The sequence below is a fragment of the Roseovarius sp. S88 genome, assembly GCF_037023735.1.
GTDB classification, from domain to species: domain Bacteria; phylum Pseudomonadota; class Alphaproteobacteria; order Rhodobacterales; family Rhodobacteraceae; genus Roseovarius; species Roseovarius phycicola.
Map to the genome: position 1 here is coordinate 332,752 of NZ_CP146069.1, position 13,223 is coordinate 345,974.

Below are 13,223 nucleotides of genomic sequence, written 5' to 3' on the forward strand. Positions count from 1 at the left end.
AATGGTCGTGCTGAGGCGCGGCCATTTTTCACTGGGCTTGCAGAACGCCACACCTCGCGGCTAAGTTGACATGGTTTGCAGGAGTTCGTGCATGATCGCCATGGCCGCGGAAATTAAGAGAGGTCGTAAATTCGATCAGGTCCTCGAAGGGGCACGACAGATTTTCATGCGAGATGGGTTCGAAGGGGCGAGTGTCGATGACATTGCCCGTGCCGCTGGCGTTTCAAAGGCCACGCTTTACAGCTACTTCCCTGACAAACGCATTCTGTTCTCCGAAGTGGCTCGCGTGGAATGCAATCGCCAGGCGGAAGAAGCGCTTCAGGTGATGGCACCCGACATGTCCCTTGAGGATGTTCTCAAGGAAGCCGCCACACGCATCGTCAGCTTCTTTCTGTCGGAATTCGGGCTTCAGGTTTATCGTATCTGCGTGTCGGAATCCTATCGGTTTCCTGAATTGGGCCAGCGGTTTTATGACTCTGGCCCGGCCTTGTTGCGCAACCGACTTCAACAGGTGCTTCAGCCCTATCTTGACTCAGGCGACCTCGTCATCGACGACATGGAGCTTGCCTCGGCGCAATTCGGTGAGCTGTGCAAGAGTGATCTCTTTGTGCGGTGCTTGTGTGGCGTGGAATGCGACAAGTCGGAAGTTCAGATTGAGCGCGTGGTCAATGGTGCCGTCGAGATGTTTTTGGCACGCTATGCCGCCAAGACAAGCCGTTAAGCACCCACCTCGACAATCGCTTTCGCCAAAATCGGAACTGTTTGTGCATTGAGTCCTGCAATGTTGATCCGGCTGTCGCCAATCATGTAAATCGCGTGATCCCGGCGTAGTTCTTCCACCTTCTCCGGTGACAAACCCAATCGTGAAAACATGCCCCGGTGCTGTGCGACAAAGCCGAACCGGTCTGAGCCGGACAAACGTTGAAGTTCGCTGGCCAGTTGCGTGCGCAGATCAAGCATTCCTTGGCGTACTGCTTCAAGTTCTGCCTCCCAGTCCGCGCGTAGCGTCGCATCGCCCAGAACAAGGGTCACGAGCCGCGCGCCATGATCCGGCGGGAAGGAGTAGTTCTGGCGGTTGAGATGCGCCAGGTTGGCCTGCGTAAGCGCCTTGCGCGCGGCATCGTGGTGTACGGCCATCAAGATGCCGGTCCGTTCACGATAAATCCCAAAGTTCTTGGAACAGCTGGCCGCGATCAGAACTTCGGGACAGCCTTTCACAACCGCGCGTGTGCCCGCCGCGTCGGCCTCAAGCCCTTCGCCAAACCCCTGATAGGCGATGTCGATCATCGGCACGGCGCCCTTGTCATTCAAAAGCGCGATCACCGCATCCCATTCTGGCATGGTCAGGTTGGCACCGGTGGGGTTGTGGCAACAGCCGTGCAAGAGCGCGACATCACCGGGGCGCATGCCGCCCAGGTCCTCAAGCATTCCATTGAAATCAACACTGCCGCTTTCGCTGTCAAAATAACGATAGAGGACGACTTCCATACCCAGATGCTTCAGGATGCTGAGGTGGTTGGGCCAGGTGGGGTCAGATACGAACACCCGCGCGTTAGGGTTGGCCATCTGGATCAACTCAAAGGCTTGGCGGACAGCCCCGGTGCCACCCGGCGTGGCCACGGCGGCGACATTGTCACGCGGCACCGCATCGCCAAGTACCAGATCAATCATTGCGTCCGAAAAGGCTGGATCACCAGCGAGGCCTACATAGGCCTTTGTCTCTTCGGCGTTCCACCAAAGCTGCTCGGCTTTCTTGACCGCGCGCATGATCGGTGTGCGTCCTTCGGCGTCCTTGTAAACACCCACGCCGAGGTCGATTTTACCAGGGCGCTTATCCTCACGAAACGTCTGCACCAGCGCCAAGATTTTATCCTTGGGCTGTTCTTTCAACAGTTCGAACATCAAACGTCTCCAGTGGCAACGGGAACAGTCGGGAACGCGCCCCATTCAGTCCAGGACCCGTCATAGAGCGCATGATCGGACTTGCCGATCCGTTCCAACGCCAGATTGATGATAGCCGCAGTCACGCCGGAGCCACAGCTGGTGATCACCGGCTTGGACAGATCAGCCCCGGCAGCATCGAAAACCGCACGCAACTCATCGGGCGATTTCATCGTGTTGTCGCCATTGAGCAAGGTCTTGTAATGAACGTTGCGCGAGTTCGGGATATGCCCGCTGCGCATGCCTTCGCGCGGCTCCGGTTCTGATCCGGTGAACCGACCCGGCGAGCGGGCGTCCAGAATTGTGTAGTCCTGCAACTTGGAGGCGGCCGAAACCTGCGTCACATCTTTGACCATCTCAGCGCGGCGTCGCACCGTCATGTGCCTGTCCCGGACAAGTGGTGGTAAATCCTCCGCCGGGCGATCTTCGGCCAGCCACTTTGGGAATCCGCCGTCCAGCACGGCGATGTTGTCCTGTCCCATCAGGCGGAACATCCACCACACGCGCGCTGCCGAGAACAAACCATGCGTGTCATAGACCACGACCTGATGCCCGTCACCAACGCCCATCTGGCGCAGGCGGGACATGAATTTCTCAACCGGCGGGGCCATGTGGGGCATATCCGAACGGTTGTCGGCGATGTCTTCGATATCAAAAAACCGCGCGCCGGGAATATGAGCGGCTTCATACTCGGCCTTCGCATCACGCCCCTCGGCAGGCATGAAGTACGTCCCATCAAGCACCCTCAAATCCGGGTCTTTCAGGTGGTCTGCCAACCAGTCGGTGGAAACAAGGGTCTTGGGATCGTCCTGTGCCATTTTGGCCCCCATTCTGGATGTGTTCTGCCTACATCCAGATGGTCCTTAGGGCAAGAGGATCAGGGGGGCGTCAGCGCACCACGAGATTGCGTGCAAAGCCAGTGAGCAGAAGCGCGGCCGCGCCGCTGGCGCCGGTCGCTCCGGCCTGCGTCAAAAGGGCGATCGTGTCCAGCCCGTCCTTCGACGCAACAGATCCCGCAAGCCCTTGAAATCCAATATTTGCAAGAACCTGACCTCCGACACCGCCGCCCAGAACGCCAACGAGCGTGTTGCCAAAAAGACCAAGGTTGAGATGCTTGAAAAAACCAGCGGCTATGTTTGCGCCAAACGCACCAGAAATGAGATTCACCAGTAGAATCATGCTCTTATTTCCCCAGGATTATCAGATCGGAGGCAAGCCCGATCCGTTTGTTTTGCCTGTGAATACCAATCTGGAGCGTATCACACGAGAGGGAAAAACCGAGATGTTTACTCGCCGTGGCGCAAAAGCCTCTGTTTCTGGCGTCCCCAATCGCGCTTGGCGTCTGTGGCACGTTTGTCGTAATTCTTCTTACCTTTGGCGATACCGATCTTCATTTTGGCGATGCCGCGGTCATTGAAATAGAGCACCAATGGCACAAGCGTCATGCCTTTGCGCTGAGTTTCATTCCATAGACGGGACAATTCTTTACGTGAAACCAGAAGCTTACGCCGCCGCCGCTCCTCATGGCCGAAAGTCTTGGCCTGCTCATAAGGCGCGATGTAGGAGTTCACCAACCACAGTTCACCGTCCTCGACCGCCGCATAGCTTTCGGCGATGTTGGAGGTGTTCTGGCGCAGGGATTTAACCTCGGAACCTTCCAGAATGATCCCGCATTCCAGGTCATCCTCAATGGCATAATCATACCGTGCGCGCCGGTTCTCGGCGACGACTTTGTAGTTCGGATTGTCCTTTGGCTTGGCCATTTTTCGGGTGTCCCGGCGGGTATGCGAAGGACGAAGATAACCGCAGTTGTGGGGCGTTTAAAGCCCTTGTGTGCGACTCAAAGGTTAACGGCCCGAAAAACAAGGATTCCGGACGTCGGTATCACGTCGGTATCACATCGGTATTGCGTCGGTGCGGGGTCGGTTCATGGCACCGACCACCCGATCGTAAATGTGCCGCGCGCCCCGCAACATCGCCAGATATTGATTCCAGCGATTTTGCGCAACACGCGGCGTTTCATGCTATGTTCGTGAGGTCAGAAGCTTCAGACCGGCAAAAGCGAAAAAACACCCCAGCACGGTTTGGATGCCGCGCCGTGCCCGGCCATAGAGGCGCACCATCACTGGCGTGGAGAACGCAACGGCGTAGGTCACGTGGATGACGACTGAGAGCGCGAATGTGCCCAAGACGATCACGGTTCCGACCCAGAGCGGCGCGTCCTGTTGCAAGCCCAGCGAGATGATCGCTATCCAGGCCAGCGCCGCCTTGGGATTGGTCATCTGAATGACGTAGCCGCGGGTAAGGTAGCCCACTGGCGTACGCGTTCCCCCAGCGAGTTGGCGTGCCTCGATGTCGTGCTTAGCCATGGCGGATTTGAACGACTTGTAGGCCAGCCAGAGCAGGTAAAGCCCGCCGAAGATTTTGATTGCCACCAGCGCGGTGGCATAGGTGGCCAAAAGCGCAGAGAGACCAACAACCGTCAGCACGGCCCAGGTGAAAGACCCAGTGGCCACACCAAGGGCGAGAGCGATGCCCGATCTGCGCCCCACGCTCATAGAGGTTCCCATAATGGCCAGGATATTTGGTCCGGGGCTGGCGATGCCAACGAAGAATGCCGAATAGGCGAGCAGGATACTGGGAAGATAGATAGAGATGTCTTGCATGATCAGCGCCTTTCATTTGCGTGCGTATTCGGCATCAGGACGATTTCCAATCGCCGTCCTTGTTCCACCAGCGGTGGGGGTTCTGGCTGTCATCCAGACCTTTGGTCTGACTGCGTAGGACTTCAGTCACAGTGATGGGGGGTTCGTAGTAGGAATGTACGTCGTAGATTGCTTCGATCACGGCGTTCAAAAGGTCCGTGTCGCGGGGAATGAAAATGCGCATCTGATCCACGCCGGGGCGTTGGCGCGGGCCGTCTGATCCGGTGGGGGCTTCGTCAGTAGGGCGATAGTATTCTAACCCACCCATCATGCGATACCCGTTGCGGTCTGTTGCGCCATAGGTCAGCGGTGCGACATCTGCCACGGCATCAAAGATTCGGTCCACATCTTCATCAGGCGCGAGAAAGGCAATCTGCCACATGGGCAGCATTTCGATCGGCTTCGTGTCAAATCCGGCCTGCATGATGGATGCCTCACCCATAGCGCACCCCCGTTTCCAAAAGTTCGAACCCGGTGATTTCGAACTCATAAAGTTCCGAATTGTCAGGCCGCATCGTGCGGGCAATGAGCTTGCCATCCTCCGATTGATAAACGGCATGGGTGGTGTGCAGCGCGCGGTAGCAATGGCTGCCGTCGGGGTAGTAATATTTGATCATGGCTGGGTGTCCTTGTGTGGGGTTTGAAAGAAGGTTTCCAGCTCGGCAAAGCCGATGCCTTCAGCGCTTTTGTCGAAGGTGCCATCGTCGAAAACTTGCCGTGCGGCGTTGATGAAGGCGCCATAGGCAACCCTGAAGAACGCCGACCCTACGCTAATGCGGGTGACGCCAGCATCGGCCAGCTGTTCCAGCGAGAAGGTTCGTCCCGCCATGCCCATCACTACGTTTACGGGCTTTGACACAGATGCGCAGACTGTTCGAGATCGCATCGAGGTCAGGCAAACCAGGAGCGTAGAGCACATCCGCACCTGCGGCCTCGAAGGCTTGTAGACGCTCAATCACCGGGTCAAGCTGTGTTTCGCCCCACAAAAGGCTTTCGCATCTGGCGGTCAGCACGAAATCTGATGGCAAGGCTTGAGCAGCCTCGACTGCCGCGGCGATACGCTCAATAGCGAGGTTTTTGTCAAAAATTGGGGAAGCGCGGTCGCCGGTGTGATCCTCAATTGAGCCGCCTGCCAGGCCCGTTGCCGCCGCGGCGCGTATCGTTTCGGCGACGCTTTCGGGGCTGTCACCGAAGCCGCGTTCAAGATCGGCGTTGACGGGCAGAGATGTGGCCGACACGATCTCGCGGCAGTGATCAAGCACTTGATCGGGGGTCGTGGTTCCCTCGATCTGACCTTTGGAGAAGGCCATGCCGGCGCTGGTGGTTGCAAGGGCGGGAAATCCCATTCCAGCCAAGATGCGAGCAGAGCCGACATCCCATGGGTTGGGAATAACAAATGGTGTGTTCGTTTGGTGCAGGGCGCGAAAGGAGGTCATGTCTTAGTCTCCAAGGTATTGGGCAGGCCACGCCCGTTGTTCCACCAACGGTTGGGATTTTTGCTGTTCGGGTCGTAGTTGGCACGGCTGGCCCAGTCTTCGCGCACAAAGATCACGGGTTGTTCATAGTGGTGCGCGTAAAGGATGGCGTCCATTACCTTGGCAAGCACGTCTGCATCTCGTTCGATCGAAATCTTCAGTTCGACCATAGGATAGGTTTCGGTGACACCTGTCTGATAGCCCGACTTGTGGGTTGTGGTGGTCGAGTTCGCCTGTGGCTGAGCCGTCTCGCAGCCCACGGCAGAAATCGATGCGTTGCGATGGTAACGGCCATATCCCAAGGGGTGCACTTTCAGGACTTCATCCAGAATGCGGTCCGTGTCCTCTGGCAGAGTTTGTATCTCAAGGGACCAGACCGGCACGAGTGTGCCGGACTGCGCCTGATATGTTGCGAGTGTCATCCCACAGCCTTTCCATGCAGTTCCTTTGCGTCGGGTCGGTTCCAGTAGCGGTTGGGATTGTTTTTGTCGTCAAGGAGTTTGGAGCGGCTGCCCCATTCTTCGGTTACGCGAATCGTGGGTTCTTCGTTTACGTGGATAGCGAAGATCACGTCGAACGCTTTGGAAAGCAGTTCCGGGTCGGGCGCTATGGAAATAATGATCTGGCTGGCGGGCACCTGCTGAATGGTGCCTTCGTCACCTGCATGAGAGCCTTCAAGCGCGCGCAGGCGCTGAAACCCACCTTCGCGGACATACATACAGTTGTCGTATGGTCCCTGTTTTAGTGGCAGATGCTCGCCCAAAGCCAGCAGCACCGGTTCTAATCCGCCATTCGGTGTGTCGATCGTGAGAACCCATTCGCGCTCCAATACGGCCGGGGTCATGTTGTAGTCATCCAGTTCGTGGGTCATATCAGGGCTCCTTCTCCTTTGAATTAAGAATATCAAAACCCTGCTGACACCATACTGTCAGCAATCATGCTAGGGTGTGCGTATGACCCGCTCGACACGCCTTTTTGACATCATCCAGATTTTGCGTAGCGCTGACGGACCCGTCACGGCTCAACGTCTTGGCGAGGAGCTTGAGGTGACCAAGCGGACGATCTATCGCGATGTGGTGGCGTTGCAGGCGATGCGGGTGCCGATCGATGGCGAGGCGGGTGTAGGGTATATGCTGCGTGCGGGCTATGATCTTCCGCCGCTGATGTTCAACGCGGAGGAATTGGAGGCGCTTTATGTCGGGATGGCGTTGTTGCATCGTACGGGCGATCCGGGGCTGGAGCGGGCGGCGCGGCGGGCTGCGGAAAAGATCGCAACGGCCTTGCCCGGAGGGGCACCGCATGTGCCGTTGCGGGTGTCTGGTTGGAACAGGGTGCCACGTGACGGGGCGGATGCCGAACAGTTGCGCGGCTATATTCGGGATGCGGTGGAGTTGCAGATCACCTATCTCGACCTCAAGGGCACGCAAACGACACGTGCGATCAAGCCGCTGGCGCTGACCTATCATATTGAGGTGGTTTTGCTGGCGGCGTGGTGCGGGTTGCGGCAGGATTTTCGTAGCTTCCGGATTGACCGGATTTCTGATTTCGTGCCGACCGGAGAGTTGTTTCCGCAAGAAGCAGGCGTCTTGCACAAAGCCTGGACAGAGACGTTGGAGCAAGAAGACTGGGTGCTCTACAACGCCAGCAAACCCTTAGAGTAGCCCGCGGGTCTCGAGGTCTTGCAGCACGGTTTCTGTGTCTGCGCCGCGTTCGGGGATTGATGCAGGTTGAGGAGCGATACCGCCAAAGCGAGGTGCGGGTGCGGGTTGTAAAACCCCTTGTCCCTCGGACCACACTGCGCGGGCGGCCATATGGGGATCGTCCTTGGCAGACCATGGGTCCAGAACCGGCGCGACGCAGGCGTCTGTCCCAGCGAACAACGCGGCCCAGTGCGAGACGGGTTGGCCTGAGAAAATCTCTGCTAGGCGGGCTGTTTGGTTTGGCCATTGCGCCCGGTCATATTGGTCTGCGAAGTCAGGATCATCGCTCAGGCCCATCTGGTCCAGAAAGATGGCGTAGAACTGTGGTTCAAGACATTGGACCGAAAGATAAGCTCCATCAGCGCAGGGATAGACCCGGCCCCATGGCGGGCCGTCGAGCAGGCTACGACCGCGGGTCTTGGAGACGTTGCCTCCCCCCGCCATAGCCATGAAAAGTGCCATCATATGAGCCGAGCCATCGACGATGGCCGCATCCACCACGGTGCCTTGGCCGGTACGTGTGGCGTTGAGGATGCCGGCAAGGATACCAGCCACGAGATACAGCGCGCCTCCGCCGATGTCGCCCACGATAGTGGGCGGCGTCAGTGGCACGTCACCGGGCGTCGACGCGTACCAAAGCGCGCCTGAGGTGGCGATGTAGTTATAGTCATGCCCGGCCGTGTGGGCGCGGGGGCCGTCCTGACCCCAGCCGGTCATGCGGCCATAGACAAGTTTGGGGTTGGTGTGGGCAAATGCCTCTGGCCCCAGGCCGAGCCGTTCCATCACACCGGGGCGCAGCCCTTCGATCAGGGCGTCGGCGTCGTTGACCAAGGCCCTGGCCGCCGCAAAACCTTTGGGTAATTTCAGGTCGAGCACAACCGCGCGCTTTCCCCGGTCCAGCATATTGTGCTCACCCATGGTTGGATTGGCGGGGCCGGGGCGCTGGATCACGATCACCTCGGCCCCGAGGTCGGCCAGCATCATGGCGGCAAAGGGGCCGGGCCCCAGACCTTCAAATTCTACGACCTTGATCCCTGAAAGCATTCGCTTTGTCTCACCACCGCCCATGGACACGCTTGCCGCGCAAAACACGGCGTTTCTTTTGGTATTCACGCAGGAACACAAACAACCCTGCTCCGAGGATAAGTGCAATGCCCATCAGCGTCACGCGATCCGGCAGATCGGCCCAGATGAGCCAGCCCCAGAATATCGCGAGCGGCAGGCCGGCATATTCAAAGGGCGCCACGACGGCGGCATCGGCCGAGCGATAGGCTTGCGCCAATGCGTAACCGACCACAGCAGAATTGAACCCCAGCCCAAGGAAGAGCCAGACATCGCGCCCTTCTGGCCAGACCCAGGCACGCAGTAGGAAAACAAGGCTTTCATTGGTGATGCCTTCGGCATAGCGACCGTCACCTGCCACGATCCAGAAACCCAGGCTGACGAAGATGAAGGTTACCTGTATGTAGACCGCCAGCGCGGAGGCTTTGGACGTGACACCCAACATGCGCGTCAGCACCTGGTTCGTGGCATAGGTGATAGCCGCCAGAATGGGCAGAAGATAGATCACCATCGGCACATCGCGCGCGGCCTGTCCTTCCCAGGGGCGGGTCATGATGATCACACCCACAAAGCCCACAATGACCGCACCCAGACGCAGGGGCCCGACCTTTTCACCCAAAAGCGGCACGCTGAGCAGCGTGATGAACAGCGGTCCAACGAAGAATAGCGCCGTGGCCTCGGCCAAGGGCAGAACGGCCAAGGCGGCAAAGAATGTCATATTGGCAATCACGATCATTCCACAGCGTAGCAGATGCAGCGCCGGGCGGTCGGCGCGCAGGATCCGCCAACCGCCTTCGAGTTGAACCAACATGAGGCTAAAAACAATTCCAATGGTAGAGCGGGCGAAAACCATTTGATGCAACGGGTAGCCGCCCGACAGGAATTTGATCAGCATGTCATTCACAGAGATCGCCAACACGCCCACGAGTATAAAGGCGATGCCCACACCCGGATTGCTTTGCGCCTGTAGAGATTGCATGCAGGAGACCTTTCACTTGCGCAGTAGCAGACAGAGCGCAAAGGGGTCTGGCCCATTTGCGACCCCTATGCGGGTCTTGGCCTCTGACCGCGCTTCGACTACCAAGGAAAGGTCAGAGTTCAGGGAGTCTTACGATGCATATGAGCGGCGCACGCATGATAAACGCGGACAAGTCCACCGTCTGGAATGCGCTCTTGAGCGCTGAGGTGCTTAAGGAATGTGTGCCGGGTGCCAAGGACCTTTCCGGAACACCCGAAGACGGGTTTGAGGCCACGGTTGTGCAAAAGGTTGGTCCGGTCAAAGCCACGTTCAAAGGAACGGTGATCCTGTCGAACATTGTGGAGGGCGAGAGCCTTCGTCTTGATGGAGAAGGCAAAGGTGGCGCGGCCGGTTTTGCCAAGGGGGGTGCCGATGTGCGGTTGACCGAGACCGATGAGGGTATCGAGCTGGCCTATGACGTGGATGCCAAGGTTGGCGGAAAGCTGGCGCAGCTTGGTAGTCGGATCGTGGATGGGTTTGCCAAAAAGATGGCGGATCAGTTTTTCGAGAACCTTGAAAAGGTTATCGAAGGTCCAAGCGAGGACGATGCCCCCGAAGAGGCGGAAAAGAAAGGCTGGCTCAAACGGCTTATTTCATAATCGTCTCGGCGATCCGCGCGCCGATGGCATCACTGCCCTTGGTGGACGGGTGGATCAGATCAACCGCGTGAAAGCTGCGGTCACCTTCGGGAACGAGGTCTTGTAGTGAGACAAAGTGGACACCCCTGTCGAGCGCTGCGAGGCGAGCGACACGGCGGTCCATCTCCTGACCTTCATCAACGCAGTGCTCAATCGGAGAGGTGACACCGGGGGTGCGTAGGTAGCCCACAAAGACCACATTGGCCCCGGATTGACGCATCTTTGAGACAAAGCCGGGGATCACGCCGCGCCGACCATCTTCGGAAATCAGGCGGTTGATTTTGCCCCTGCATGGCCCACAGCCACAGCCCCACAAAAGGTCATTTCCACCCCCATTCAGGACAACCCAGTTCCAGTTGCCCTTGCGATATTGCTTGGTGATGTTGAGACCTGCTGCGCCGGAAATTGGCAAGGCATAGAGAAAACGCGCACCTGTGACCGAGCGATCCACGACCTGTTCGCCCAGGCGTCGTTCCATGGCGTCGGCGACCGCCTGACCGCGCACGCCATGCACCGCCATCATCGAGATCCCCCATCAGAAGAATACGCGGGTTTTCCTCAGGCTGAATTGTTTCAGTGCACCCGGCGACGCCCAGACACACCAGTGCCACGACCAGAAAAGACAGGTGTTTCATCAGCCCTTACCCCATATAAAACACACTTAACCCCAAGGCGGACCCAACCCGCCTCAACATCTCATGGTTGAGGTTAAGGAAGCGCTAATCAATCCAGAACTTGGAAACACAGCGTTGACGATAGGGTGCCATTGACATGCAAAAATGCACAAGTCCCTCGCGTGATGTGTATGTTGCACACCGAAGCCAGGGAGTTAGATTGCCCGATACGCCATCACTAGGCATGCGCATGAAAAGCGGGGACAGAATGACAGCTATTGTCGAGGTCAAAGACCTTAGAAAAACCTATGCCGGAGGGTTCGAAGCGCTCAAGGGCGTGTCTGTGACCATTCAGGCAGGTGAAATCCTTGCGTTGCTGGGGCCCAATGGGGCGGGCAAGACGACCCTCATTTCGACGCTGTGTGGCATCACCCAGCCCAGCTCTGGTTCCGCCATTGTTGGCGGCCATGACATTCAGAACGATTTCAGAGAGGCGCGGCGATTGATTGGGCTTGTGCCACAAGAGGTGGCGCTGGAGCCGTTTGAGAAGGTGATCAACACGGTGCGCTTTTCGCGGGGGCTTTTTGGCAAGCCGCGCAATGATGCGCTGATCGAGCGGATTTTGCGGCAGCTGACGTTGTGGGACAAACGCGACGCGCAGATCAAGGAACTGTCGGGCGGGATGAAGCGCCGGGTGCTCATTGCAAAGGCGCTCTGTCATGAGCCACGGGTGCTATTTTTGGATGAACCTACCGCAGGTGTCGATGTCGAGTTGCGCCGGGACATGTGGCAGATCGTTGAGGAACTGCGGCAGGACGGAGTGACCATTATCCTGACGACGCATTATATCGAAGAGGCCGAAGCCATTGCTGACCGTGTGGCGGTGATCAACGGGGGCAAAATCCTGTTGGTCGAGGAGAAAGCTGCGCTGATGAAGCAGCTGGGGCGCAAAGTGCTTCGGATTGACCTCACAACGGCTGTGCAGGCCGTGCCGGAGGCGCTGGCCGTATATGATCTTGAGCTGAGTGCGGATGGCACGAGCCTGACCTACACCTACGACACACGGGCCGAGCGGACGGGTATCACGCGGCTCCTGCAGGATCTTGCGGGGGCGGGGCTGTCGCTGCGTGATATTCAGACGAAAGAGTCCAGTCTGGAAGAGATTTTCGTGGACCTTGTAAAGGAGGGTGCGGCATGAACTTCCTTGCGATCAGAGCCATCTATAAATTTGAAATGGCGCGGTTTTTCCGAACGCTTCTGCAGAGTTTTGTGTCGCCGGTTCTGTCGACGTCGCTGTATTTCGTTGTCTTCGGGGCCGCGATAGGCTCTCGGATTCAAGAGGTGGAAGGCGTCAGCTATGGCGCGTTCATTGTGCCCGGGCTGATCATGTTGTCGGTCATGACGCAGGCCATCTCGGCAGCCTCGTTTGGGATTTACTTTCCGAAGTTCATCGGCACGATTTTCGAGTTGCTCTCCGCCCCAGTCACCTTCTTTGAGATTGTCATTGGTTATGTTGGCGCGGCGGCGACCAAGGCGCTGTTCATCGGCACGGTGATCCTTGCCACTGCTGCGCTTTTTGTGGACCTGCAAATTCAGTATCCGCTAGCCATGGTGGCCTTCCTTCTGATGACCTGCATCAGCTTTTCGCTTTTCGGGTTCATCATCGGCATATGGGCCCAGAGTTTCGAGCAGCTACAGCTTGTGCCCCTCCTGATCGTCACGCCTCTGGTCTTCCTCGGTGGGTCTTTTTACTCAATCTCGATGCTGCCGCCGGTCTGGCAGACCATCACTCTTTTCAATCCGGTGGTCTATCTCGTCTCTGGCTTTCGCTGGTCCTTTTTTGGGCAGGCGGATGTGTCCATCGGTTTTAGCCTTTTCGCCATCGCAGCCTTTACTGCGATCTGCTTGTTTCTGGTCTGGCGCATCTTCAAAACGGGCTACCGCATCAGGAGCTGAGACGGAAAAATGACGGCGGCGTATGGCGTGGCCAAAATGCCCGTGACCCAATCTTTTTAGGTCACGTTTTCAAACCATGACCCCCCACACCTTGTCGGCGCGTGTTCGACATTC

19 protein-coding genes are annotated in these 13,223 nt (G+C 57.7%); 5 read left to right on the top strand and 14 right to left on the bottom strand.

The window, feature by feature from the left end; translation table 11 throughout:
• Nucleotides 1-91: 91 nt before the first annotated feature.
• Nucleotides 92-721, top strand: coding sequence for a TetR/AcrR family transcriptional regulator (locus RZ517_RS01620; protein WP_338549755.1), 630 nt, complete (start codon nt 92-94; stop codon nt 719-721).
• Here the strand turns inward: RZ517_RS01620 and RZ517_RS01625 are convergent.
• The 11 genes from RZ517_RS01625 to RZ517_RS01675 all read right to left on the bottom strand — a co-directional run bounded on the left by RZ517_RS01625 (nt 718) and on the right by RZ517_RS01675 (nt 6,992).
• Entirely contained in the window at nt 718-1,902 is a 1,185-nt protein-coding gene (locus RZ517_RS01625; RefSeq protein ID WP_338549756.1) for an amino acid aminotransferase, read from the bottom strand. The two genes, RZ517_RS01620 and RZ517_RS01625, sit on opposite strands and share 4 nt — an antisense overlap.
• Entirely contained in the window at nt 1,902-2,759 is an 858-nt protein-coding gene (gene sseA / locus RZ517_RS01630) for a 3-mercaptopyruvate sulfurtransferase (protein WP_338549757.1), read from the bottom strand. The genes RZ517_RS01625 and sseA overlap by 1 nt, the downstream gene beginning before the upstream one ends.
• Nucleotides 2,760-2,829: 70 nt before the next feature.
• Entirely contained in the window at nt 2,830-3,120 is a 291-nt protein-coding gene (locus tag RZ517_RS01635) for a hypothetical protein (protein WP_338549758.1), read from the bottom strand.
• A gap of 107 nt (nt 3,121-3,227) precedes the next feature.
• A complete protein-coding gene (smpB, locus tag RZ517_RS01640; protein ID WP_338549759.1) occupies nt 3,228-3,704 on the bottom strand; it encodes an SsrA-binding protein SmpB in 477 nt (158 codons plus the stop codon).
• 261 nt (nt 3,705-3,965) lie between these two features.
• Nucleotides 3,966-4,607 (bottom strand): LysE family translocator, encoded by a 642-nt coding sequence (locus RZ517_RS01645; RefSeq protein ID WP_338549760.1) that lies wholly within the window; start codon nt 4,605-4,607, stop codon nt 3,966-3,968.
• Between the two features lie 34 nt (nt 4,608-4,641).
• On the bottom strand, nt 4,642-5,088 hold the full coding sequence (locus RZ517_RS01650; RefSeq protein WP_338549761.1) for a hypothetical protein: 447 nt from the start codon (nt 5,086-5,088) through the stop codon (nt 4,642-4,644).
• Nucleotides 5,081-5,263 carry a hypothetical protein gene (locus RZ517_RS01655; RefSeq protein ID WP_317056305.1) on the bottom strand — a complete coding sequence of 61 codons (183 nt, stop codon included), beginning with the start codon at nt 5,261-5,263 and terminating at the stop codon, nt 5,081-5,083. Before RZ517_RS01655 ends, RZ517_RS01650 begins: the two co-directional genes overlap by 8 nt.
• Entirely contained in the window at nt 5,260-5,475 is a 216-nt protein-coding gene (locus RZ517_RS01660; RefSeq protein ID WP_338549762.1) for a hypothetical protein, read from the bottom strand. The genes RZ517_RS01655 and RZ517_RS01660 overlap by 4 nt, the downstream gene beginning before the upstream one ends.
• Nucleotides 5,417-6,082 carry an isocitrate lyase/PEP mutase family protein gene (locus RZ517_RS01665; protein ID WP_338549763.1) on the bottom strand — a complete coding sequence of 222 codons (666 nt, stop codon included), beginning with the start codon at nt 6,080-6,082 and terminating at the stop codon, nt 5,417-5,419. Before RZ517_RS01665 ends, RZ517_RS01660 begins: the two co-directional genes overlap by 59 nt.
• Nucleotides 6,079-6,543, bottom strand: a complete 465-nt coding sequence (locus tag RZ517_RS01670; protein WP_338549764.1) for a hypothetical protein — start codon at nt 6,541-6,543, stop codon at nt 6,079-6,081. The genes RZ517_RS01665 and RZ517_RS01670 overlap by 4 nt, the downstream gene beginning before the upstream one ends.
• A complete protein-coding gene (locus RZ517_RS01675) occupies nt 6,540-6,992 on the bottom strand; it encodes a hypothetical protein (protein WP_338549765.1) in 453 nt (150 codons plus the stop codon). Before RZ517_RS01675 ends, RZ517_RS01670 begins: the two co-directional genes overlap by 4 nt.
• An 82-nt stretch (nt 6,993-7,074) precedes the next feature.
• Here RZ517_RS01675 and RZ517_RS01680 point away from each other — a divergent pair, with 82 nt between their 5' ends.
• Nucleotides 7,075-7,782, top strand: coding sequence for a helix-turn-helix transcriptional regulator (locus RZ517_RS01680; RefSeq protein WP_338549767.1), 708 nt, complete (start codon nt 7,075-7,077; stop codon nt 7,780-7,782).
• On the opposite strand, the gene RZ517_RS01685 is transcribed toward RZ517_RS01680, so the two are convergent.
• Together RZ517_RS01685 and RZ517_RS01690 are read right to left on the bottom strand one after the other, a co-directional pair.
• Nucleotides 7,774-8,865 carry a CaiB/BaiF CoA transferase family protein gene (locus RZ517_RS01685; protein ID WP_338551209.1) on the bottom strand — a complete coding sequence of 364 codons (1,092 nt, stop codon included), beginning with the start codon at nt 8,863-8,865 and terminating at the stop codon, nt 7,774-7,776. The two genes, RZ517_RS01680 and RZ517_RS01685, sit on opposite strands and share 9 nt — an antisense overlap.
• Before the next feature lie 10 nt (nt 8,866-8,875).
• Nucleotides 8,876-9,862 (bottom strand): DMT family transporter, encoded by a 987-nt coding sequence (locus RZ517_RS01690; RefSeq protein WP_338549769.1) that lies wholly within the window; start codon nt 9,860-9,862, stop codon nt 8,876-8,878.
• Nucleotides 9,863-9,996: 134 nt separating this feature from the next.
• On the opposite strand from RZ517_RS01690, the gene RZ517_RS01695 reads away from it, so the two are divergent.
• Nucleotides 9,997-10,500: a CoxG family protein gene (locus RZ517_RS01695; RefSeq protein ID WP_338549770.1), complete on the top strand. Its 504-nt coding sequence runs from the start codon at nt 9,997-9,999 to the stop codon at nt 10,498-10,500.
• Here RZ517_RS01695 and RZ517_RS01700 read toward each other — a convergent pair.
• Entirely contained in the window at nt 10,490-11,062 is a 573-nt protein-coding gene (locus tag RZ517_RS01700; RefSeq protein ID WP_338549771.1) for an SGNH/GDSL hydrolase family protein, read from the bottom strand. The genes RZ517_RS01695 and RZ517_RS01700 overlap by 11 nt on opposite strands.
• 359 nt (nt 11,063-11,421) lie before the next feature.
• Between RZ517_RS01700 and RZ517_RS01705 the strand changes: the two genes are divergently transcribed.
• On the top strand, nt 11,422-12,351 hold the full coding sequence (locus RZ517_RS01705) for an ABC transporter ATP-binding protein (RefSeq protein WP_338549772.1): 930 nt from the start codon (nt 11,422-11,424) through the stop codon (nt 12,349-12,351).
• Entirely contained in the window at nt 12,348-13,109 is a 762-nt protein-coding gene (locus RZ517_RS01710) for an ABC transporter permease (protein WP_317056295.1), read from the top strand. Before RZ517_RS01705 ends, RZ517_RS01710 begins: the two co-directional genes overlap by 4 nt.
• Nucleotides 13,110-13,223 lie beyond the last annotated feature (114 nt).

Excerpts from the sequence above, each read along its gene's own strand:
- RZ517_RS01620 (WP_338549755.1), top strand. The coding sequence starts at position 92 with ATGATCGCCATGGCCGCGGAAATTAAGAGAGGTCGTAAATTCGATCAG.
- RZ517_RS01625 (WP_338549756.1), bottom strand. The coding sequence starts at position 1,902 with ATGTTCGAACTGTTGAAAGAACAGCCCAAGGATAAAATCTTGGCGCTG.
- sseA (WP_338549757.1), bottom strand. The coding sequence starts at position 2,759 with ATGGCACAGGACGATCCCAAGACCCTTGTTTCCACCGACTGGTTGGCA.
- RZ517_RS01635 (WP_338549758.1), bottom strand. The coding sequence starts at position 3,120 with ATGATTCTACTGGTGAATCTCATTTCTGGTGCGTTTGGCGCAAACATA.
- smpB (WP_338549759.1), bottom strand. The coding sequence starts at position 3,704 with ATGGCCAAGCCAAAGGACAATCCGAACTACAAAGTCGTCGCCGAGAAC.
- RZ517_RS01645 (WP_338549760.1), bottom strand. The coding sequence starts at position 4,607 with ATGCAAGACATCTCTATCTATCTTCCCAGTATCCTGCTCGCCTATTCG.
- RZ517_RS01650 (WP_338549761.1), bottom strand. The coding sequence starts at position 5,088 with ATGGGTGAGGCATCCATCATGCAGGCCGGATTTGACACGAAGCCGATC.
- RZ517_RS01655 (WP_317056305.1), bottom strand. The coding sequence starts at position 5,263 with ATGATCAAATATTACTACCCCGACGGCAGCCATTGCTACCGCGCGCTG.
- RZ517_RS01660 (WP_338549762.1), bottom strand. The coding sequence starts at position 5,475 with ATGGCGGGACGAACCTTCTCGCTGGAACAGCTGGCCGATGCTGGCGTC.
- RZ517_RS01665 (WP_338549763.1), bottom strand. The coding sequence starts at position 6,082 with ATGACCTCCTTTCGCGCCCTGCACCAAACGAACACACCATTTGTTATT.
- RZ517_RS01670 (WP_338549764.1), bottom strand. The coding sequence starts at position 6,543 with ATGACACTCGCAACATATCAGGCGCAGTCCGGCACACTCGTGCCGGTC.
- RZ517_RS01675 (WP_338549765.1), bottom strand. The coding sequence starts at position 6,992 with ATGACCCACGAACTGGATGACTACAACATGACCCCGGCCGTATTGGAG.
- RZ517_RS01680 (WP_338549767.1), top strand. The coding sequence starts at position 7,075 with ATGACCCGCTCGACACGCCTTTTTGACATCATCCAGATTTTGCGTAGC.
- RZ517_RS01685 (WP_338551209.1), bottom strand. The coding sequence starts at position 8,865 with ATGCTTTCAGGGATCAAGGTCGTAGAATTTGAAGGTCTGGGGCCCGGC.
- RZ517_RS01690 (WP_338549769.1), bottom strand. The coding sequence starts at position 9,862 with ATGCAATCTCTACAGGCGCAAAGCAATCCGGGTGTGGGCATCGCCTTT.
- RZ517_RS01695 (WP_338549770.1), top strand. The coding sequence starts at position 9,997 with ATGCATATGAGCGGCGCACGCATGATAAACGCGGACAAGTCCACCGTC.
- RZ517_RS01700 (WP_338549771.1), bottom strand. The coding sequence starts at position 11,062 with ATGATGGCGGTGCATGGCGTGCGCGGTCAGGCGGTCGCCGACGCCATG.
- RZ517_RS01705 (WP_338549772.1), top strand. The coding sequence starts at position 11,422 with ATGACAGCTATTGTCGAGGTCAAAGACCTTAGAAAAACCTATGCCGGA.
- RZ517_RS01710 (WP_317056295.1), top strand. The coding sequence starts at position 12,348 with ATGAACTTCCTTGCGATCAGAGCCATCTATAAATTTGAAATGGCGCGG.